The organism is Polyangiaceae bacterium, assembly GCA_016715885.1.
GTDB lineage: Bacteria > Myxococcota_A > Polyangia > Polyangiales > Polyangiaceae > Polyangium.
The window spans coordinates 709,245-730,186 of the sequence record JADJXL010000001.1; the positions used below are offsets into that span (position 1 = coordinate 709,245).

Genomic DNA, 20,942 nt, shown 5'->3' on the forward strand with positions numbered 1-20,942 from the left:
CGATCACGGTGACTTCGCGGCCGATGCAGCCGATTTGCGCCGCCGCCGAATGATTGCAGCACAAAGCATCGCCAGGATGCTCACGCCATACATCGCGATGAGCAGCGGTGTCGGGATGTCGAGCGCTCGACCTACCATCGCAATGACGAAGATGCGCGCGAACCGTCCGATGGCGACGGCGGCGACGTACTTGCCCATGGGGTAACCACTCAGCGGCAAGAGCACGCGCACGATGAGAAACGGCAGCGGAAACGCAGCGAAGCTCGTCGTCGTCAAAAACGGTGCGACCTTCACCCAACCTTCGGCTCGTTGGAAGAGTTGCGTTTGTCGGATATCCGCGAGCCGCTTCAGCGAAAACGCTCGTCGCACGACGACGTGATCGACGACCGCCGCGATGGCAGCCGCAACGGCAGCTGCGAGTGCGACGGCCCAGGGCGGCGCCAGCTTTGCCGTGAATAGCGTCGCCGGTGCCAGCGGTTGAGGCACGACGCTGAACGCCACGAGCATGAAAGCGAAGTAGAGCGCGAGCTCTCGGAAAGGAGAGGGCACTACCAGCATCCTGCGACCAGTCGGTCGCACCAAGCAAGGGCAGTGAGCGGATTAAGCGCCGATGGCAGCGAGAATCCTGTCCAGCTCGTCGAGAGACGCATAACTGACCACGAGCTCACCACGTCCTTCGCGATCACGAACTTCGACTTTCGTGCCGAGCTTTCGCATCAGGCGGGCTTCGAGGTCCTTGATGCCAGGTGACTTCGTTGCCCCGTCTTTGCCCTTGTCCTTGCTCGCCGCGTCTTTCGGGCTTCGAGCGGTCCGCACGAGTTCTTCGACTTTGCGCACGGGCAGCCGCCCACGTACCGCCTTGTCGGCGATGTCCGACATCGCGTCATCGCTTGGAGCACCAAGGATTGCGCGTGCGTGTCCCTCGGTGAGATCGCCCGAAATCACCATCGACCGAATGCGCGGAGGCAGCTTCAAAAGCCGCAGGCTGTTGGCCACCGTCGATCGGTTTTTTCCGACGCGTTCGGCCAGCGATTCCGGCGAGTATCCGTGTTCTTTCAGGAGCCGCTCGTAGGCTTCTGCAAGCTCGATCGGGTTCAGGTCTTCGCGCTGAACGTTTTCCACGAGCGCCAGTTCGAAGGCGTCTTTCGGCGAGACGTCCTTGACCACGACGAGCACATCTTTGAGCCCCGCGCGTTGGGCCGCGCGCCATCGTCGTTCGCCCGCGATGATCTCGTATCGATCCGTGCCCGGTTGCGTGCGACGCACGACGAGCGGTTCGATGAGCCCGTGCTCGCGAATCGATGCGGTCAACTCTTCGAGCGCTTCGTCGTCGAAGTGTTGCCGCGGCTGTCCAGGTTGAGGACCGAGCCGCTCGATTGGGCAAAAGAACACGCTCTTGTCGCCGTACGATGCGCCGCTCGGCGTCGTCGTGATGGGCGCCGGCAGAAGCGCATCCAGACCTCGGCCCAGCGCGCGACGTTGGTTTTTCGGGTCCACACTCATGACCGCGTCCTCGCGGACTTACCCTTCGGCCGGTTCGCTTCGAGGATCTCTCGTGCGAGGCCCAAGTACCCCTGCGCGCCCTTCGACGAGATGTCGTAGAGCAGCACCGGTTTGCCGTGGGAGGGAGCTTCGCTGAGCTTCACGTTGCGCGGAATGATCGAGTCGAAGACCTTGAAGTGACCCTTCACTTCGTCGGCCACTTGGTGCGTCAGCGAATTGCGCCCGTCGTACATCGTCAGCACGATGCCCTCGACTTCGAGCTGCGGGTTGTAGGCAGCTTTCACGCGATCGATCGTCGCCATCAGGTACGTCAATCCTTCGAGCGCGTAGTATTCGCACTGAAGCGGCACGAGCACTCGGTGCGCCGCAGTCAGCGCATTCAGCGTCAGCAGCCCGAGGCTCGGGGGGCAGTCGAGGATGACGAAGTCGTAGCCGCCGATGTGCGGATGCAGCGCTTCTCGAAGCTTCAGCGCACGATCGGGCGCATCGACGAGCTCGAGCTCTGCCGCGACGAGGTCTTGCGTCGCGGGCACGATGTCGAGGCGTGGAACCGCCGTCGACACGATGCTTTCACGCAGTGACGATCGACCGATGAGCACGTCATAGAGCGATCGTTCGACGTTTGCGCGTCGAACACCGCTGCCGCTCGACGCGTTGCCTTGCGGATCGCAGTCGACGAGCAACGTCGCCTTTTCTGCGGCAGCGAGGCTTGCGGCCAGGTTGACCGAGGTTGTCGTCTTGCCGACGCCGCCCTTTTGATTGGCGACGGCATAGATGATGGGCGTACGGGCCATGAAGCGTGCCGGAACCGATGCGCCAAAAGGCGCGGAAAGAGCTCCGTTGCAGGATGCGCTGCAACGCTGGAGCAAAGGGAGTTCGTGACGCCCCCGCGCCCCAGCCATTCGGTCGAGTAGCGGCTGCTTACACGACCCAGGCCGCTCCGTCGAGGGCACGAGATGCACCTTTTTTTTGGCCCTCCACACACTGCTGTTTACAGTGACTCACATGTCGCTCTCAGTGGGCACATGTAGTCAAAGTTCGCACCCCAGGTTGACGGTTGTTCATCCGGGGGGTCGGGCAGGGCGTGGTTCTCGGGCACGTGGTGCTGTTTCGTCGCGGTTTTCGCTCGCCGCGGCGCTTCTACCAGCGCGCGAGTCGGCGGGTTCCGAACGCGTGCTTGCTCGAGCCTTCTGGGCCCCGCCGCTCCCCGCCGCTGGTTCGTGCGCGCGAGTGCTACCGCTGTTCACTGACGAAGGACGAAAAATTACCCAAGGTCGCGACTGATTTTGCGCTTGCGCAGCGCGCTCACTTCCACCGACGAGGAACGCCCCATGTCTCTGCCCACGAGTTTCCAGAGCTTTGCCGAGTTCGAGCGCGAGATCGTGCGCGCCAGTTACCGCCTGAACGTGAGCCTCGAGGACATGGTCGAGGACACGTCGTTCGAGGCCGAGATCGTGGTCGACGACGACGACGATCCGTTCTCAGCCATGCGTGATTTTTAGCGAAAGGGCCTGTTTCGACCGGCCCATCGCGAACAGAGTTCGGGGCGAAGCTTCTTCATATCGTCAGAAGCCTTCCGAGAAGGTGTGCGGCACTACGCCGGATACCTCGAATGATCAGGCCGAACCCCGACTGAGCCTCGACGGCGCCTCTCCGTCGGGGCTCTTTTTTTTCTGCCCGACTACCTCGGCTTGACCCCCTGCGCTTCGCGTGGCATGGGGCTGCCTCCCAACACGGACGCCCATGCAAGTCACCGTCGAAAAGCTTTCCCCGGTTCTCGTCGAGCTCAACGTCGAAATTCCTGCGAACCAGGTTCGGACCGAGATCGACAAGGCATATGCGAACCTTCAACGAAACGCACGCGTGCGGGGCTATCGGCCCGGCAAGGCGCCGCGGCAAGTGCTCGCCCATCTGTACGCGGGCAGCATTCACGCCGACGTCGCTCGCAAGCTCGTCGATGCGACGTTGAACAAGGCCCTCGCGGCGCAACAAGTCCAGGCTCTTTCGCAGCCGGAAGTTGCGCCCGTCGAGCTTCGGCCCGAAGAACCGTTCTCGTACAAAGCGCGCGTCGAAGTGCGCCCCGAGATCGCCGAAGTCAAGTGGGAGGGACTCGAAGTCTCCAAGCCCAAGACCGAGGTGACTGCGGACATGATCGACGCCGAAGTTGCTCGGCTTCGTCGCGAGCACGCCACGCTCTCCGTTCCCGAGCCCGAACGCGCGGCGCAAGCGGGTGACGTCGTGCGCATCGGCTTCACGCTCGACATCGAAGGCGCTGCGCGCGAAACGAAAGAGCAAGAGGTCGAGACCGAGATCGGCTCGGGTCAGGTGTTCAAAGAGATCGAGACGATCCTGACGGGCATGAACATCGGTGAAACGAAAGACGCCGTCGTCGAATTCTCCGACCGCCACAACAACGAACTTTTCCGCGGAAAAACGGGCACGTTCCACGTGTCGCTCAAGGAAGTTCGCGAGCGTCACTTCCCCGAGGTCGACGACGAGTTCGCCAAGGACTGCGGACACGACAACCTCGAAGCCATGCGTGCTGCGCTATCGGCGAAGATCGAAAAAGAGATCACGCAGCGAGCCACGGACACTGTTGCAGAACAGCTCGTCTACGAGTTGTGCAGGGCAAACCCGATCCCCGTGCCCTCGTCGCTCGTCGAGCAGCAGGCGCAGCTCAGCGAGCGTGAGCTCATTGCGACCGCCCGTCGTCAGGGCCAGCGCATCGAAATGAACCCCGACGTGCGTGCGCGTGTTCGTGCCGATGCGGAAACGAAGGTTCGTGCCGGCTTGCTCATGGCCGAAATCGCCAAGTCCAAGAAGGTTCAAGTCACGCAAGAAGACATCGAGCGTGGCTATCACGAGCTTGCTGAGCAGACGGGCAAGAACGTCGCCAAGGTGAAGGCCGAGTATCGCGATGCGAAGAAGCAAGAGATGCTCATCGGCATGATCCTCGAAGACAAAATCCTCGACATCATCGAGGCGGCGGCGAGCGTCAAGACCGCCTGATTCTTGCGGTTCCCCCACACGGCCAAGATCCGTCGCGATTGTCATTCCGCACGATCGCCGGCGCTTGCTCGGCTTTCTCGCACGCCTTCCCGCACGGCCTCATCCGCATCAACCTCATCCGTGATTGACCGCATCCTGCATGCACGCTCGGCCGCTGCATTTCTTCACAGGATTGGCAGCATCAAGACTTGCGATCGGTCTCCTTCTGGATCAGGACTAGGGCCTCGCGGCACCTTTTTGCCAAACCACACCGGAGCCCCTGGATGATCCGACGAGTCGAGACACGCAAGCAAGCCATGGAGTTGCTCGAGCGGGAGCAGACATTCGTGGAAAGGGAGCAGGCGTCTGTCCTGTCCACCATCCGCGAGCAGGCCTATATCCTGCCCACCGTCACCGAAGTTACTCATCGCGGCGAACGCGAATGGAACATCTTCAGTCGGTTGCTCAAGGATCGAATCGTCTTTATTGGAACTGAAATCGACGATTTCGTAGCCAACGCCGTCATCGCTCAGTTCCTGTTTCTCGAGAGCGAAGACCCCGACAAAGACATCCAGGTGTACGTGAACAGCCCTGGTGGCATCGTGACTTCGGGCCTCGCCATGTACGACACGATGCAGTACGTGCGCTGCCCGGTGTCGACGATGTGCATTGGTCAAGCGGCGTCGATGGGCGCGGTGCTTTTGGCTGCCGGGCACAAGGGTCGTCGTTATGCGTTGCCGCATGCGCGCATGATGATTCACCAGCCTCTTGGTGGCGCGCGAGGTCAGGCGACGGATATCGAAATTCAAGCGCGCGAAATCAAGAAGATGAAAGAAACGCTCATCGACATCCTTGCCGACGCCACGGGCAAACAGCGTGACGAGCTCGCCAAGGACATCGAGCGCGACTTCTACTTGAGCGCGCCGCAAGCCAAAGAATACGGCCTCATTGACGAGGTTTTGCCCAAGCGCATCAAGCCGCCGACGGCTGCTTGATAGTAGATTGCCTTCCGTTCATCCGCGCATGTCGAGTTGTGTACCTAGGTGGCTGATGTCAAACGTCGCGAGCGCCCGAAAGCTGGGGCGACCGAGCGAGGAATCCGGCAGGATTTCGAGCGACGTCGACCGACGGTTTCGGGTGCGGCGCAGTTTGACACCTGCCGCCGCGCGAAGTGATTGCGCCAAGAACGAGCGTGTGAACTTGCGAGTGAGAACGTAGGGGACTAGAATCCGCTCACCGCGATGCGCTCGAAATACGCTGTATTTCAAGCTTGATCGTGCGTTAAGAACCGATCGGGCGGGACCACGATCGAAATGCAGCGCTAGTGCATCGACGAGGCGAGAGAGGTTAGAGGACCGAAGTGGAGCGAAGGCGGGACGAACACTCGAACGGCAATCTGAGCTGCTCTTTTTGCGGCAAGTCGCAAAAGGAAGTGAAGAAACTCATTGCCGGTCCGACGGTGTACATCTGCGACGAGTGCATCGGGCTGTGTAACGACATCATTGCGGAGGAAGTGGAGAAGGACGAACCGTATACCGGTTCGGCGCCCATTCCGAAGCCGTCGGACATCAAAAGCATCCTCGACGAGTACGTCGTGGGACAGCATCGGGCGAAGAAGATTCTCGCCGTTGCGGTGCACAATCACTACAAGCGCATCGACAGCCGCGTGCATTCGGACGATGTCGAGCTGCAAAAGTCGAACATTTTGCTGCTCGGGCCCACCGGCTCCGGAAAAACACTGCTCGCGCAAACGCTGGCGAAAATCATCAACGTTCCCTTCGCCATTGCCGACGCCACGACGCTCACCGAGGCCGGGTATGTCGGTGAAGACGTCGAGAACATCATCGTTCAGCTTCTGCAAAATGCTGATCACGACGTCGAACGGGCCCAGCGCGGCATCGTTTACATCGACGAAATCGACAAGATCAGCCGCAAGAGCGACAACCCCAGCATCACGCGTGACGTTTCGGGCGAAGGCGTTCAGCAAGCTCTCTTGAAGATCATCGAAGGCACCGTGGCCAACGTGCCTCCAAAGGGCGGCAGGAAACATCCGCAGCAGGATTTTCTGCAAATCGACACCACGAACATTCTGTTCATCTGCGGCGGTGCATTCGTCGGGCTCGACCACATCATTCAGCGTCGAGTCGGTCAGAACACGCTCGGATTCGGTGCCGACATCAAGTCCAAGAAAGAGTTCAAGCTCGGCGACGTGCTCTCGCAGGTGCAACCCGAGGACTTGCTCAAGTTTGGGCTGATTCCTGAATTCATCGGCCGATTGCCCGTCATTGCGACGCTGCACGAGCTCAACGAAGACGCGCTGATCGACATTCTCACCAAGCCTCGAAACAGCTTGGTCAAGCAGTATCAGCGGCTTCTCGACATGGACGGGGTGAAGCTCAAGTTCACCAAGGGCGCACTCACGGCCGTCGCTCGTATGGCGCTCGACCGTGCCAGTGGTGCTCGAGGTCTGCGCGCCATCCTCGAATCTGCCATGCTCGACATCATGTACGACATTCCTTCACGCGCGGGGGTGAAGGAAGTGGTCGTCAGTGAGGACGTCATCGTCAAGCACGACGCGCCGCTCATCGTCTACGCGAAAGAAGCCGAACTCGCCTAGCGTTTGTTACGCCTGCGAAATGTCCTCAGCCGGGCGCCATGCGTCCGAGCAATCACGTATCACCCTCTCGTGCTCGGTCATCCGAGCATAGAAAGACGTCGGGATGTTCTTCAAGAACGACAGCGATCGTGGCAAAGCCGCTCCGGACTCTGGGATCGCACCTCTCCTGCCGCTTCGAGACATCATCGTCTTTCCTTACATGGTCTCGCAACTCTTCGTCGGGCGCGAACGATCCATCGCCGCGCTCGACGAAGCCATGAATCGCGGCAAGGAGATCTTTCTCTCCGCGCAGCGTAACGCCAAGACGAACGAGCCCACGGCCGAGGACATTTTCACCGTCGGTTCGGTCGGCACGATCATGCAGCTTCTCCGTCTCCCCGACGGCACCGTCAAAGTGCTCATCGAGGGCAAACGGCGCGCGAAGATCAATCGGTTCGTCCAATCGGAACCGTTTTTCCTGGTCGAATACGAAGAAATCCCCGAAAAGACCGCATCGAGCGTCGAAATCGAAGCGCTCATGCGCAGCGTTCAGGGCACCTTTGAGGTCTACGTAAAACTCAACAAGAAGGTGCAGCCCGAAGTCCTCATGGCCGTGCAAGCCATCGATGATCCGGGCCGGCTGTCCGACGCCATCATCGCCAACTTGCCCACCATCAAGCTCGCCGATCGCCAGAGCTTGCTCGAAACGCCCGACGCCAAAGCGCGTCTCGAGCGTCTCATCGAGCTCATGCAGTCGGAGATCGAAATCCTTCAGGTCGAAAAGAAGATCCGTTCTCGCGTCAAGAAGCAGATGGAGAAGACGCAGAAGGAGTACTACCTGAACGAGCAGATGCAGGCGATCCAGAAGGAGCTGGGTGGCGGCGAGCGCGACGAGTTCAAGAACGAGATCCAGGAAATCGAAGAGGCTCTGAAGACCAAGCGGATGAGCAAAGAGGCCACCGCGAAGGTCAAAAAAGAGCTCAAGAAGCTGAAGATGATGCATCCGACGAGCGCCGAAGCGACCGTCGTACGCAACTACATCGACTGGATTCTCGACCTGCCTTGGTACGAAAAGAGCGAAGAACGACACGACCTCGTCGAGGCTGAAAAGATCCTCGATGAAGATCATTACGGGCTCAAAAAGATCAAAGAGCGCATCCTCGAGTACCTGGCGGTTCAGGCGCTGACGAAGAAGCTCAAGGGCCCCGTGCTTTGTTTCGTTGGTCCTCCGGGCGTCGGTAAAACGAGCCTTGCCAAGAGCATTGCGCGAGCGACGGGGCGAAAGTTCGTCCGCTTGTCACTCGGTGGTGTGCGCGATGAAGCCGAGATTCGGGGACATCGCCGCACGTACATTGGTGCGCTTCCGGGCAAGCTCATTCAGAGCCTGAAGAAAGCGGGCACGAACAACCCCGTATTTCTGCTGGATGAAGTCGACAAGATGTCGACCGATTTTCGAGGTGATCCGGCGGCCGCGCTGCTCGAGGTGCTCGATCCGGAGCAGAACCACACGTTCAACGATCACTACCTCGACCTCGATTACGACTTGTCCGACGTCATGTTCATCACGACGGCGAACACGCTCGGAGCGATCCCCGTGCCGCTTCAGGACCGCATGGAGATCATTCAGCTCTCGGGGTACACGGAGTTCGAGAAGCTCAACATCGCCCTGAAGTACCTCGTGCCGCGCCAGCGCAAGGAATGCGGTTTGGAAGAGGTGCCGATGGACTTCATGGAAGGCGCGGTGCGCACGATCATTCACCACTACACGAAGGAAAGTGGTGTTCGGTCGCTCGAGCGGGAGATCTCCAGCGTTTGTCGCAAGGTTGCGCGGAAAGTCGTGGCTGAAGGGAAAGACAAACCCATCGAGATCACGGCGAAGAGCATCCCCAAATTCCTTGGTGTACCAAAGTTCCGTCTAGGGAAGCGTGCCGAGCAGGACGAAGTGGGGCTCGTCAACGGTTTGTCCGTGACGAGTGTGGGTGGTGATCTGCTTGCGGCGGAAGCGGTCGTCGTGCCGGGCAAAGGCAAGCTCGTGGTGACGGGTTTGCTGGAAAAGGGCATGGAAGAGAGCGCTCAGGCGGCGATGAGTTACGTGCGTTCGCACCTCGAGCGTTTGGGTTTGTCCCAGGACGCTTATCAGAAGGTGGACGTGCACGTGCATTTCCCCGACTTCGTGCGTAAGGACGGGCCGAGCGCGGGCGTGACGATGGTGACGGCAGTGTGCAGCGCGCTCATGAGGGTGCCTGTGCGGCAGGACTTGGCGATGACAGGGGAGATCACGTTGCGCGGGCGCGTGCTCGGCATTGGAGGCGTCAAGGAGAAGCTGCTTGCGGCGCATCGCAGTGGGATTTCGACGGTCGTCATGCCGAAGGAAAACCGCAAAGATTTGCGTGACGTGCCGCGGCGCGTGTTGCGATCGCTCAGGCTGGTGCTCGTGGATCACGTCGACGACGTGCTTCGCGAAGCGCTCGTGGTGCCGGATCCCGAAGCTGTGTTTGGCACTCCGCACGCGCCGCTCGAGTATCGCGATGGCGAGCTCGTTACGCCCACGGTGGTGCCGGCTGCGTCTCCGGCATTGCCGCTCATGCCTGCGCAGCAACCGGTTGGCGCCTGAGTCTGCCCGAGTCTGGCATCTGCATGGGGTGTGCTTTGGGAGGCTTGATTTCACGGCATCCGCGGCACCCCGAACTCGTCCGCTTCGCGGGCTCGAACAGCGGGGCCCCCGCCGCGGCGCCGTGAAATCAAGCAGCTCCCAAAGCTGACCTTGTACGGGGTCCGTCCCCTCTACCTCGTCATCTCCCACTGGCCATTGTCTCGCGGCCGCGCTAGTCGCTCGCCGTCATGATTCGACAAGCCCTTCTCTCGGTCTACGACAAGACTGGTCTGTTGCCATTCGCGCGTCTGCTTGCGCAGCGCGGGGTGAAGCTGCTTTCCACGGGAGGCACGCTGAAAGCGCTCGTCGATGCGGGCATCGATGTGACGAGCATCGAGGCGTACACGGGTTCGCCCGAGGTGATGGGCGGTCGCGTCAAGACGCTTCATCCGCGCGTGCATGGAGGGATCCTGATGCGTGGTGACGTCGATGCGCTCGACCTCGAGCGGCTTGGAGGCACGCCCATCGACCTCGTCGTGGTGAACCTTTATCCGTTCGTCGCGACGGCGAGTCGGCCGGAAGCGCTCTTGGCCGAGGTGATCGAGCAGATCGACATTGGCGGGCCGTCGATGATTCGAGCGGCCGCGAAAAACCACACGCGTGTGGCGGTCGTTTGTGATCCAAGCGATTATGATGCCCTTTCTGCGGAGATTTCGGCATCCGGTGACGTGTCTGCAGCGTCGCGGCGCAAGCTTGCGGCCAAGGCGTTTGCTCACACCGCCGCGTACGATGGAGCGGTTGCGGCGTATCTGTCGTCGCTTGGCGATCCAAGTGATGCGGAGGCATCGGCTCCTCCTGCACGTGACGCGTATCCGCGTTACCTGACGCTTGCGTACGATCGCGCGTACGGTTTGCGATATGGCGAGAACCCGCATCAAACGGGTGCGTTTTACCGGGAACGTGAAGTCGTCCCGGGGGCGCTTGGTTTTGCCGAATCGCTTGGTGCAGGTGGCAAGGAGCTGTCCTTCAACAATCTCGTCGACGTCGACGCGGCGCTCGAATGTGTGCGCGAGTTCGACAAGCCGGCGGCCGTCGTCGTGAAGCACGCGAATCCGGCGGGTGTGGCCGTTTCGGACGAGCTTGCAGCGGCGTACCGACTTGCGCGTGACGCGGATGCGACGAGCGCGTTTGGTGGCATCGTCGCGCTGAACCGTGCGGTTGATAAGCGCACGGCGGACATTCTCGTGGAAACGTTTCTCGAGTGCGTCGTGGCTCCATCGTTCAGCGATGAAGCGCTCGCGGTGCTGCGTACCAAGAAAAACCTGCGTCTCCTAGCGACGGGCGTGATGCTTGGTGCGGATCTTCCCGAGCGTGTGTTCAAGCGGATCAGCGGCGGGGTCGTCGTGCAATCGCGCGATGCGACGGCGCATGGTGAAGTTGCGGCGGGTCGCGTCGTTTCCAAGCGAAGTGTTTCACCGGAAGAACTGGAAGCGCTCGATCTTGCGTGGCGCGCTTGTAAACATGTCAAATCGAATGCGATTGTCCTGGCGAAACCGGGCCGAACGGTGGGCGTGGGAGCGGGTCAGATGTCGCGTGTCGAAAGCGTACGCATTGCGACTCGCAAGGCGGGCGCGGATGCTGCGGGATCCGTGCTTGCGTCGGATGCGTTTTTTCCGTTCCCGGATGGCGTGGAGCTTGCGCTCGAAGCGGGTGTGACGGCGTTCGCGCAGCCGGGTGGAAGTGTGAAGGACGCGGATGTCATTGCGGCCGTAGACAAGGCTGGAGCTGCGATGATCTTCACGGGCGTTCGTCACTTCCGCCATTGATCTCGCTATTTTTGGCTGTTCGCCGCAGCCTTTGCGTTTGCCCCCGAGCGCGCATGACGTCGCGCATTTTTTCGAAGCGGTGGTCCCTGGCCGATCCAGTCTGGTGGGGCGGCACTGAACGCCGCTTCTGAAAAAAACTTGGCCCTCGTTTCGAACCTGTGCTGATGCTCAGTCGTCCGCGTCGTCGAGCGACGCGGACAACACCAAGGAGCATGCAGGTGGCTGGGATTCGGGAGGCGTGCAGCGTTTGCGGAACGGACTTCGACGTTCAGTTCCGCTATCAAATGGAGGAACGCAACGGCGGTTTTTCCTTCTACTGCTCGCAGAAATGCCTCGAGAAAAGCCAGGTCGCGGGCGCAGATCAGGGCGACAACCTCGCAACGTGTGATGCGTGCGCGAAACGTTTTGCGCCCGAGCTCGCGTCGCAGGTGATGTACGTGGCCGGGCGCCGAACGTACGCGTGTTCGATGCCTTGTCGGAGCCAGCTTTTGCGTGAAGCGGGCGGGGTTCGTCTTGGTGAAATTGCTGCGGAGGCGTCTGCGCCCAAGGCTGCGCCCGTGCAGCCTGCCCCGTCCGCGCGAGCGAAGGAGCCTGGGGCGCCTCGGGCGACTCGTTCAGCAGCGCCATCGACGGCTGTTGCAGTGCCGGTCGTTCCGCGTATGGGGACGAAGAAGCAGGCCAACGGAGCGAATGGGGAGGCGACGCCGGCACCGAGCAAGGTGGCTACTTCGGAGTCGGTGACGGCCGCGGCGCCCGCTGCAGATACTGCCGTGCCGCGATACCTTGCGGTGTTCAACCACAAGGGAGGCACGGGCAAGACGACGACGGCGGTGTCGGTGGCCGCGGGGCTTGCTGCACGCGGAAAGCGTGTGCTGCTCGTGGACACGGATGCGCAGGGAAACGTGGCGGTATCGCTCGGCGCTCAAGTCGAACGGTCGCTGTACCACGTGCTCGTGATGGGTTTGCGTGTATCGGATGCCGTGAAGACGGTTCGTCCACACCTGGACCTTTTGCCCTCAAACGAAACGCTCGCGGCGGCAGAGCTTTACTTGGCGGGCCGTCAGAATCGCGATCGGGTCTTGTCCGATCGGCTCAGCGCAGCCGCGTCGAATTACGACTACGTGGTGCTCGACTGCTCGCCGAGTTTGTCGCTCATGAACCAGAACGCGCTCGTGTTTGCGGACAGTGTTCTGGTGCCGGTGGCGTGCGATTACTTGTCGCTCGTGGGGGTTCGTCAGGTCATCAAGACGGTGAAGAACGTCAACTCGATCCTGCATCATCCGGTGCAGATTTGGGGTGTCCTTCCGACGCTGTTCGATGCGCGTGCGAAGATTTGCCACGAGGCCGTATCCACGTTGAAGCAGCACTTCGCGGAGCGGTGTTTGCCGCCGGTGCGTGGTGCGATCAAGGTGAAGGAAGCTCCCGCGCAGGGACAAACCATCTTCGAGTACGCGGCGGGGAGCCCAGCGGCGGACGACTACAACGTGCTCGTCGATCGCATCATTCAGAGTCGCGACGGAGTTTCACCGGCAGCATCTGCGCCTCGTGCGGCGCGTGCGGTCGCTGCGGTTGCGGGAGGAGTATCGGCATGAATCACGAAGGTGACTTCTCGCAGGCGGCGAGCTCGCTGCTCGATCGTGACGAGGTCGAGGGCGTTCTTTCGGGAGCGTTTTACTCACCGATTCCGCGTCGAGTCGCGGACAAACCGCCGCTTCCGCGGCCGACGCATTACAAGGTGATCTGCATCTCGATGTACACGGATGACATCGAGCGGCTCGACGAGATGGTCGATGCGCTCAAGGCGCGTGGTTTGACCAAGGCGAACCGCAGCGCGCTCATTCGTCATGCACTTTCGCAGGTGGACCTGGACAAGGTTCCGCGGGGGATGTGAGGCCAAGGCTTTCCCAAAAGCTCGCCATGTCGCTCGGTAGCGGCGCTTCGATGCGCAGCCGCTGATTCGCTACCGCCGGGTGCTCCAGCTCCAGCACCGCCGCGTGCAGCGCGTGCCGACCGAGCTCCAGCACGACCACGTCTTCCTCGGTCAATTCGCCATCGGCTCCGCGCCCGAACAGACCGTCATCCGGCCCGTACAGTTTGTCCCCCACGACGGGCATTCCAAGCGCCGCCAGATGCACCCGAATCTGATGCTGCCGTCCTGTTTCCAAGATGCAGCGAAGCAGCGCGTACGGACGCCCCGACGATGAATTCGTTCGACGTCCAAGCACTTGGAACTGCGTTGCCGAAGGGAGCCCCGTACCCGGCTTTGCAACGCGCATCTTCACGGCGTAACGGCTCGTCGGATCAAGCTCCAGGGGCAGCGAGACCCGAAACGCATCTTCTTCGGGCGCACCCCACGTGATCGCGACGTACTCCTTGTGCACCGACCGCGCTTCGTTCGAGCCCACGGCGGCCGCGCCCTGGGCGAACTGCACCTTGATGCGCCGATCTGCTTCGCTCGTTCGCGCGAGAAGTAGCACGCCGCTCGTCTCGCGATCGAGCCTGTGAGAGAGCATCAGCCGTTCGCCATCGCGTGCGTATTCGAGCAGCTTGACCACGGTGCTTTTGTGGTACCGCGCCGTCGGATGCACGGGAATGCCGGCGGGTTTGTCCACGGCCAGCAGGTGCTCGTCCTCGTACAGCACGTTCAGCGTCACGTCGGGAGCCTTTTCGTCCCACGGCGGACGCCAGAGCAGCACCAGTTGTTCGGCGTGAACGCGGTCGTTGCCTTTCAGTCGCCGAGCATCGGGCGAGTACGCACCATGCGCGATGATTTTCTGGGCTCGCGTGCGGCTCGTTCGTTTGAGCTGCGACTGGACGAACCGATCGAGGCGCATGCCTGTGGCTTCCGGTGGAACGCGCAGGATGGACACGACCGACCCTTCCGGGACTTCCGCCGGACGGGAGATCGTCATGCCGCGACCGAAAGGTCCTTCGGTTCCGCTGAGTTCTCGCGCGTTGATGCGCGTCATGCGCGGTCATCGTAGGAGCGGTCGAGCCACCTGGCCAGCGTGCGGGCGGCAAGTTCTCGTGCTCATTCGCCGCTGCTCGCTCTACGTCGCAGCCGCGAGTCGTGCTACACCCGCCCGCGCATGGACATCCTCTTCGTCGCTTCGGAGCTCGCGCCGATGGTCAAGGCATCGCCTTCGGCCGATGTCGTGGCGTCTCTGTCGAAGGCCCTTCGCCTGCTTGGGCACAAAGTCACGCTAGCCTTGCCGCGTCATCCCGCGATCGAGGCATCGGGCGTGATGGTCGCTCGACGCTTGACGCCGCTCGTCGTCACGTCGGGCAGCGAACGCGTTGAAGTGACGGTCTTCGATGGGCGCCTCAGTTCCGGTGTCGATCTCATCCTTTTCGATGCAGAGGGGCTTTCCAGCGGCCCGTGGAACGTTGGTGGCATCGTCGATGCCGACGTAGCGACCGCGCGTCCGGTGGCGCTGTTTGTCCTGGCCGTCATCGAGTTCGTTCGGCAGCGCGCTCTGGCCGGCACGCCTTTCGATGTCGTGCACGCGCACGATTGGCCGACTGCGATGGTCCCGTACATGCTCCGCGAGCGTGAAGGCGTCGGTCGTCCGCCGTCGGTGCTCACGATTCACGATGTCGGCCGTCAGGGCATTTTCCCGCGTGAAGTGCTCCGCGTGCTCGGCCTTGGCGATGAGCACTTCCAGCCAGAGCTGCTCGAGTTTTACGGGAAGGCGAATTTCTTGAAAGGCGGCATTCTCGCCGCCGATGCGATCACGACCGGCTCGGTCACGTACGCGCAGGAAATTCTTTCGCCTCCAAACGGTCATCGTCTCGAAGGGCTTTTGGCTGCACGTTCGAAGCAGAAGGAGATCATCGGCATCGTCAGCGGAGTCGATTACGCCGTCTACAATCCGATGACCGATCCCGCACTGCCTGCTCGTTACGACGCCGAGGACACCAGCAACAAGGGCATCTGCAAGAGCGCGCTTCTTGCGAACATCGGGTTACCCGTCGATCCGACCAGGCCTTTGGTCGTGTCGATTGGGCCATTCACGCACGAACGAGGGGGCGACATTTTCGTCTCGGCGCTGCCGAAAATTCTGAAGAGCAACGCATCGGTCGTGGTGGCGGGTTTGGCAGACGAAACCATCGCCACCAAGCTCGAATCGCTCGTGACCAAGCATCCGGAATCGCTTCAGGTGATTGGTCATTCGTCGGATCAAGTCGTGCATCGGTTACTTGCAGCGGCCGACATCGTCGTCATTCCGTCACGCAGCGAGCCTGGGGGGCTCGTGCAACTGTATGCGCAGCGGTACGGAGCCATTCCCGTCGCGTGTCGCGTGGGTGGATTCATCGACACGATCGTCGATTGCGATGCGGCGCTCGAGACGGGCACGGGGTTTCTGTACGACAAACCCACGGCCACGCAGCTACTCGCCGGCGTTCAGCGTGCGATTGCCGCAACGACGTCCTCTCGATGGGCTGCCTTGCGACGGCGCGTGATGCGTCAGGACTTGGGTTGGGACCGGCCCGCTCGTAGGTACGTGCACGTCTACCGTTCGGTCATGTCAAACGTGCTCGCCTGACGATCCCGCGGTGAACCTGCTTGATCGAGCGGCGGGGCGACCGTGATCGCCCGCAAAGTGCGCCGCTCTGTTGCCCTCGAGACCTGGCTTCGTAGTAGAGTGGTTTCACCCAGAGCGGGCTCTTGTGGCTCAGAAAATCGAATTTTTCGTATCCGAGGACGGAAAGATCCGCGGTCCCGTGCGGCTGGAACAGATTCGTCGCGAGTTCGAGACGGGGACCAACGATAAGGAAGTTCTTTTCCGCATGGAGGGGTGCAAGCGGTTCTTGCCCGGGACTGCTTGGGACCCGCTGTCGGACCTTTTTTCGGCCGCCAGTGCCCCCGATCGGCCCGATGGGGTCGTAACGGAAAAACCTCCTCGCGATCTCGCCACGCTCGATCCGGCTGCTCGCGACAAACTCTTGTGGTTTGTCGAGGATGCCGACGGCGTCATGGGGCCAGTTACGGGTGCGTTCGTCGCTCGCGGGTTGATGACGGGGCGCATTCCCATCACGGCTGCGGTTGCACTCGTCAGCGTTCCCGGCTGGATTCGCGCGACGTCGCTTTTTCCCGCAGCGCTCGAAGGGGCCACGGAAATTCGCATGCGCCCGCTTGGGTCGTATTCGTGTCCGTATTGCCTCGAGCCGGTGATTATTGGGAGCACAAACTGTTTGATGTGCAACGAAAACGTTGCGATGGGCGAACCTGGCCTCAGCCTTCGCCAATCAGCGCTTCTCGTTGCAGGCGCGGTGGCGTTCGTCATCGTCCCGCTTCTCGTCGGCGCGCACTCGGCTCGATCGAGTGCTCGCGCCGTGCGGCCCCCACCGGCGCAGACGGCTAGCGTCGACAGTGCCGCGTCGGCGGATTCGCCCGACCCTGAATCGAGCGTGTCGGCCTCGAGCTCGGCCGCCCCGCCGACTTCTGCAGCGGCTGCATCCGCGGCGCCCGACGCAGCGGCGCTGCAAGGCAAAGTGCTCGCGGATTTCGCGGTCGCTACGGACGCTGAAGACGCGCTTTGGCTTGGCAGTGGGCACGTCGCGATCGCACGGCGTTCGGGGCTCGATATCGTCGAGCCCAAAAATGGCGCAGTCGTCACGAGCACGCGCGACGCCGGTGGTGCTCGCAAGCTCGCGCGTATGAAGGATGCGCTCTATGCGATCGGCGCTTCGCGGATCGCAGCGCTCGACGCGGGAGGCGGGCGCCTCGCGCGTTTCATCGACTTGCGGGGTCCGTTCTTGCCAGGAGCGGCCAGTGGGGACCTTGCCGTGTTCCCGTCGGTTCTCGATCGCAGTGTGATCGTGGTCGGATCGCCGTATCACGTCGAAATGGCCAGGTTTCGCTTGCCAAACGATGTCCCGGGCATCGTGGCGATTGATCCCGAGGGCACGTGGGCTGCTGCTGCCGTGGGCGATCCGCGCACGCGCATCGATGCCGTGGCAGCGTTTTCTCCTCGCTTGTCGCCGAATGCGCAAATCGTTCGACGTACGGCCATGGGCGACGCAGTCGTTGCCCTGTCCGTGCGTGGTGGTCGTGTTTACGCGGCGCTTGCGGGGGCGCGTTTGGCCAGCGTTGACCTCGACGGAGCGGCAATTCCCGCGAAACCATCACGCTCGGCGGAGACATGTAACGAACCGGCGTTTGTCCGGGCAACACCATCGATGGTGGTGGTTGGGTGTCGTGCTGGGCGTGCGCTCGCGCTGCATCTGCCGGAAACACTCGAACAGGACACGCGTATCGAGCTTGGTGGAGCCGTCGTTTCGATGGAGGTTTCGCCCTCCGGTGGACAGGTGCTCGTTGCGACCGGAGCTCCAACGCCGGGACTTTTTGTCGTGGATTTGCCTGCGGGGGCCACGCGTCGCGTGCCGGTTTCGGATGAAATGACGAGCGTGGCGTTTGGCGGAGATGCCAGGCGCGCCACCGCGTATTCCGCGCGTTCACATCGCGTATGGGTGCTCGAGTGAGCAAGTCGAAGTGTCCCGCATGCGGTACGTTGTCGATTCGGTCGGGGGCGACCAAGTGCCCGTCTTGCCAGGCGTGGGTGCAACCGCCGAGACTCACGAAACGACGACTTCGATTGAGTCCGATCGGGGTCGTGTGTTTTGCAGCGGGGCTATGCGTCGTCGGTATGGTGGCTGGAGTGGCTGCGGCGGTGATGGTGCAGAGACGGCCTTCTCCGCGCGTCGCTCATCCACCAAATAACATCGAAATTGCCGATTCCGCGCCGGCAACATCTGCGTCGGCAATGCCCGTTTCGTCCGTTGCTTCGCCCGCTTCGTCTCCACCGGTCGACGTCGTGGATCCTCCGGCTGCGGAGGGAAAGTTCGTCAAGACGTACCAGGTTCGTCTCGACGTACCACCGATCGACGTTCAATTTTCTTCGGATGAGTCGCTCTTCTATGTGCTTGCGCAAGACGGTACCCTCAGGGCTCACGACGTCGAGGCGGGGGCCGAGAAGCGACGGATGAAATTGCCGGGCCGTGGCAAGTCCTTGAAATCACTGCCCGGATCGCGCTTGGCCGTGCTGGGTTTGCCCGCGGAGCTCGTGGTCATTGACGAGGCTGCGTGGCAGGCGGGGCGAGCCGAGTCGGACATTCTGAAGCGAATCGGCGTGAGGGACGTGATCGATGTCGCGGCATTGGGCGATCCAAACGTCGTGATCGCCGCGACGGGGCAGGGGGGCCGTGTCGTGCGTTTGTCGAAGGATCTTTCGACCATCGACGCCGAGTTTGTCTCGGTACCTCCGGTTCATACGTTGGTAACGCTTCGAGTGGGTGATGCCGAGCGGCTCGTGATGCTCGTTTCCGGCCGGCCACCGGCCGATTCTGGTGCCGTGATCGTTTGCGATCCGGCAATCGATCCGTTCTGTGGATCTCGCGCTGTGTGGACCGCGATGACGGAGCCGCGAGCGTCGTTGCGTGCGGGGTCGAACAGGTCGCTTCTTTTCGACACTGCGACGGCAACGGTCGTCGATTTTTCGGTGGGAGCCGAGCGACGCGTTGCGCCGTCGGGGCCTCAGCCGATTGCGGCGTTTCCTTGGGTGGGCGATCGTGCGGTCGTGATTGGGGCGGCGGGAGAGGCGACGGTCGTGTCGCTTGGGCATCGCAAGGTGCAGGCGACGGTAGCGCTGGGTGGAGTGCCGTCGGCGGCTGTTGCGACGCCGGATCGGCGCGTGGTCATCGCGGCGCTTGGTGGGGGGCCAACGGGACGTGGGGCGACGACGGTGGTGCTTGCTGGCGAGCCGCTTGCGGTCGAATCGTCTGTGGATACGGGGGAGGGGTCACACGTTTTGGCGATGACGGCGAAAGGCGGGCTCGTTGCTGTTGGAGCGACGGGGGGTCGGACGGTTACGCTATTTCAGCGCAAGTGAGCGTGCGTGTGGCGGGCGCCATTTTTTTACGCCTGCGCGCCCCGAAATGGGTGAAACTGCAGCGTAGCGCAGTGCTTCGAGCGCCCGAACCATAGAGTTTTACTTGGGAGATTACAGATGACTTCACGCTCGCCTTCCTTTTCGTCGAGCACGACTCGCTCGCTTGGGATCGCATCGCTTTTTGTGCTTTTGGGCGCGGCGATTCTGCCGGTTCCGGGCTGTTCGGACGAACCCACGCCGCAACCTCTGCCGGGCGACTGCACGGCGGGAGCCATCGAAGATCCGGACGACAAGGATTGTCAGCAGCGCGTTTGTCAAAACGGTACGTTTGTCAATCAAGCTGACGACACCGAGATTCCGGACGATGGCAACCCGTGCACGACCGATACGTGCATGGATGGTCAGGCGCAGCATGCTCCTTCGATGGGCGCATGCGACGTGGGGGGCGTCGCGGGTACGTGTATCGATGGCGCTTGCAAGGTCACGTGCGCGATGGATACGGATTGCGACGACAACAATTCGTGCACCACGGATACGTGTGATACCGCCGCGATGACGTGCACATTTGTGGACGATCCGGCCAATTACGACGACAAGAACGACTGCACGATTGATTCGTGTTCGGGTGGTGTCGAGCTGCACGAAAACGCGCCCGTCGATACGTCCTGTGGACCAACTGGAGTGGGCAAGTGCGATGGCAATGGGATCTGCAAAGGCTGCACTGACGATGCGCATTGCCCTGCCGACGAACCGTGCGTCGACCATTATTGCGATCTTGCGACGACGCTTTGCCAATCGATGCCCAAACCCGATGGGGATTTGCCCGACGAAACGCTTGGGGACTGCAAGCTTCCGACATGCTCGGGCGGGCAGTTGTTGATGAATCCGAACGATGCCGATTTGCCGGACGACGGCAATGAATGCACGTTGGATACGTGCACTGCCGGCGTACCGGCAAATGACCCGGCGGCGGCCGAGACGATGTGTGCGACGGGCGTTTGCGATGGCGCAGCCGCATGCGTGCAATGTGTGACCGCGGGCAATTGCATGGGCGACTTCTCGTGCTCGATGAACATGTGCTTCGATTGCAACGACGGCATGAAGAACGGCACCGAGTCCGACATCGATTGCGGCGCCGATTGCGCCACGAAGTGCGTGGACGGCAAGGTGTGCACCATCAATGCCGATTGCTTCTATGGCACGTGCGACAACACGGTGTGCGTGAGCTGCTTCGATGGCATCAAGAACGCGGACGAATCCGATATCGACTGCGGCGGCGTGTGTGGTGCGACGTGCGGTGTGAACAAGCCGTGCAACACGGGTGCTGATTGCACGACGGGTGTTTGCAATGCAGGGACGAAGCTCTGTTCGGCGCCGACGTGCACGGACACGGTCAAGAATGGCACCGAGACCGACGTCGATTGCGGCGGGGGGTGTCCAACAAAGTGCGCCGCGGGTAAAATGTGCAAAGTGGATAACGATTGCGTGGGCGGCACGAAGTGCCTCATGGGTGTTTGCGGCTGAGTGATCCCAGCGGGAGAAGT

The 20,942-nt window shown here is 61.7% G+C and carries 16 protein-coding genes; 12 read left to right on the top strand and 4 right to left on the bottom strand.

Going from position 1 to position 20,942, the window contains the following annotated elements:
- Window positions 1-3: 3 nt before the first annotated feature.
- From IPM54_02975 to IPM54_02985, 3 genes are read right to left on the bottom strand one after another with little or no spacing between them, the layout of a single operon-like run.
- Window positions 4-549 (bottom strand): VTT domain-containing protein, encoded by a 546-nt coding sequence (locus IPM54_02975; protein ID MBK9258780.1) that lies wholly within the window; start codon window positions 547-549, stop codon window positions 4-6.
- Window positions 550-600: 51 nt separating this feature from the next.
- The gene (locus IPM54_02980; protein MBK9258781.1) at window positions 601-1,503 is read right to left on the bottom strand and encodes a ParB/RepB/Spo0J family partition protein; all 903 of its coding nucleotides are present in this window, start codon (window positions 1,501-1,503) and stop codon (window positions 601-603) included.
- Entirely contained in the window at window positions 1,500-2,297 is a 798-nt protein-coding gene (locus IPM54_02985; protein MBK9258782.1) for a ParA family protein, read from the bottom strand. Before IPM54_02985 ends, IPM54_02980 begins: the two co-directional genes overlap by 4 nt.
- A 537-nt stretch (window positions 2,298-2,834) precedes the next feature.
- Between IPM54_02985 and IPM54_02990 the strand changes: the two genes are divergently transcribed.
- The 8 genes from IPM54_02990 (at window position 2,835) to IPM54_03025 (ending at window position 13,397) form a co-directional block, all read left to right on the top strand.
- The gene (locus IPM54_02990) at window positions 2,835-3,005 is read left to right on the top strand and encodes a transcriptional regulator (protein ID MBK9258783.1); all 171 of its coding nucleotides are present in this window, start codon (window positions 2,835-2,837) and stop codon (window positions 3,003-3,005) included.
- A gap of 241 nt (window positions 3,006-3,246) precedes the next feature.
- Window positions 3,247-4,512: a trigger factor gene (gene tig, locus IPM54_02995; GenBank protein MBK9258784.1), complete on the top strand. Its 1,266-nt coding sequence runs from the start codon at window positions 3,247-3,249 to the stop codon at window positions 4,510-4,512.
- A gap of 296 nt (window positions 4,513-4,808) precedes the next feature.
- A complete protein-coding gene (locus IPM54_03000) occupies window positions 4,809-5,486 on the top strand; it encodes an ATP-dependent Clp protease proteolytic subunit (protein MBK9258785.1) in 678 nt (225 codons plus the stop codon).
- A gap of 365 nt (window positions 5,487-5,851) precedes the next feature.
- Window positions 5,852-7,108, top strand: coding sequence for an ATP-dependent Clp protease ATP-binding subunit ClpX (gene clpX, locus IPM54_03005; GenBank protein ID MBK9258786.1), 1,257 nt, complete (start codon window positions 5,852-5,854; stop codon window positions 7,106-7,108).
- Between the two features lie 103 nt (window positions 7,109-7,211).
- Entirely contained in the window at window positions 7,212-9,701 is a 2,490-nt protein-coding gene (gene lon, locus IPM54_03010; protein MBK9258787.1) for an endopeptidase La, read from the top strand.
- 227 nt (window positions 9,702-9,928) lie between these two features.
- Complete coding sequence (purH, locus tag IPM54_03015; protein MBK9258788.1) at window positions 9,929-11,506, top strand: bifunctional phosphoribosylaminoimidazolecarboxamide formyltransferase/IMP cyclohydrolase; 1,578 nt, start codon at window positions 9,929-9,931, stop codon at window positions 11,504-11,506.
- A gap of 770 nt (window positions 11,507-12,276) precedes the next feature.
- A complete protein-coding gene (locus IPM54_03020; GenBank protein ID MBK9258789.1) occupies window positions 12,277-13,098 on the top strand; it encodes a ParA family protein in 822 nt (273 codons plus the stop codon).
- Entirely contained in the window at window positions 13,095-13,397 is a 303-nt protein-coding gene (locus IPM54_03025; protein ID MBK9258790.1) for a hypothetical protein, read from the top strand. The genes IPM54_03020 and IPM54_03025 overlap by 4 nt, the downstream gene beginning before the upstream one ends.
- On the opposite strand, the gene IPM54_03030 is transcribed toward IPM54_03025, so the two are convergent.
- Window positions 13,342-14,475 (bottom strand): RluA family pseudouridine synthase, encoded by a 1,134-nt coding sequence (locus IPM54_03030; GenBank protein ID MBK9258791.1) that lies wholly within the window; start codon window positions 14,473-14,475, stop codon window positions 13,342-13,344. The two genes, IPM54_03025 and IPM54_03030, sit on opposite strands and share 56 nt — an antisense overlap.
- A 120-nt stretch (window positions 14,476-14,595) precedes the next feature.
- Between IPM54_03030 and IPM54_03035 the strand changes: the two genes are divergently transcribed.
- From IPM54_03035 to IPM54_03050, 4 genes are all read left to right on the top strand, one after another.
- Entirely contained in the window at window positions 14,596-16,053 is a 1,458-nt protein-coding gene (locus IPM54_03035; protein ID MBK9258792.1) for a glycogen synthase, read from the top strand.
- Window positions 16,054-16,177: 124 nt separating this feature from the next.
- The gene (locus tag IPM54_03040) at window positions 16,178-17,992 is read left to right on the top strand and encodes a hypothetical protein (GenBank protein ID MBK9258793.1); all 1,815 of its coding nucleotides are present in this window, start codon (window positions 16,178-16,180) and stop codon (window positions 17,990-17,992) included.
- A 113-nt stretch (window positions 17,993-18,105) separates the two neighbouring features.
- Window positions 18,106-19,398, top strand: a complete 1,293-nt coding sequence (locus IPM54_03045; protein ID MBK9258794.1) for a hypothetical protein — start codon at window positions 18,106-18,108, stop codon at window positions 19,396-19,398.
- A 117-nt stretch (window positions 19,399-19,515) separates the two neighbouring features.
- Window positions 19,516-20,922 (top strand): hypothetical protein, encoded by a 1,407-nt coding sequence (locus IPM54_03050; protein ID MBK9258795.1) that lies wholly within the window; start codon window positions 19,516-19,518, stop codon window positions 20,920-20,922.
- Window positions 20,923-20,942: the final 20 nt, after the last annotated feature.

Coding starts and splice junctions, on each gene's coding strand:
- IPM54_02980 (MBK9258781.1), bottom strand. CDS start 1,503: ATGAGTGTGGACCCGAAAAACCAACGTCGCGCGCTGGGCCGAGGTCTG.
- IPM54_02985 (MBK9258782.1), bottom strand. CDS start 2,297: ATGGCCCGTACGCCCATCATCTATGCCGTCGCCAATCAAAAGGGCGGC.
- IPM54_02990 (MBK9258783.1), top strand. CDS start 2,835: ATGTCTCTGCCCACGAGTTTCCAGAGCTTTGCCGAGTTCGAGCGCGAG.
- tig (MBK9258784.1), top strand. CDS start 3,247: ATGCAAGTCACCGTCGAAAAGCTTTCCCCGGTTCTCGTCGAGCTCAAC.
- IPM54_03000 (MBK9258785.1), top strand. CDS start 4,809: ATGGAGTTGCTCGAGCGGGAGCAGACATTCGTGGAAAGGGAGCAGGCG.
- lon (MBK9258787.1), top strand. CDS start 7,212: ATGTTCTTCAAGAACGACAGCGATCGTGGCAAAGCCGCTCCGGACTCT.
- purH (MBK9258788.1), top strand. CDS start 9,929: ATGATTCGACAAGCCCTTCTCTCGGTCTACGACAAGACTGGTCTGTTG.
- IPM54_03025 (MBK9258790.1), top strand. CDS start 13,095: ATGAATCACGAAGGTGACTTCTCGCAGGCGGCGAGCTCGCTGCTCGAT.
- IPM54_03030 (MBK9258791.1), bottom strand. CDS start 14,475: ATGACGCGCATCAACGCGCGAGAACTCAGCGGAACCGAAGGACCTTTC.
- IPM54_03035 (MBK9258792.1), top strand. CDS start 14,596: ATGGACATCCTCTTCGTCGCTTCGGAGCTCGCGCCGATGGTCAAGGCA.
- IPM54_03050 (MBK9258795.1), top strand. CDS start 19,516: ATGACTTCACGCTCGCCTTCCTTTTCGTCGAGCACGACTCGCTCGCTT.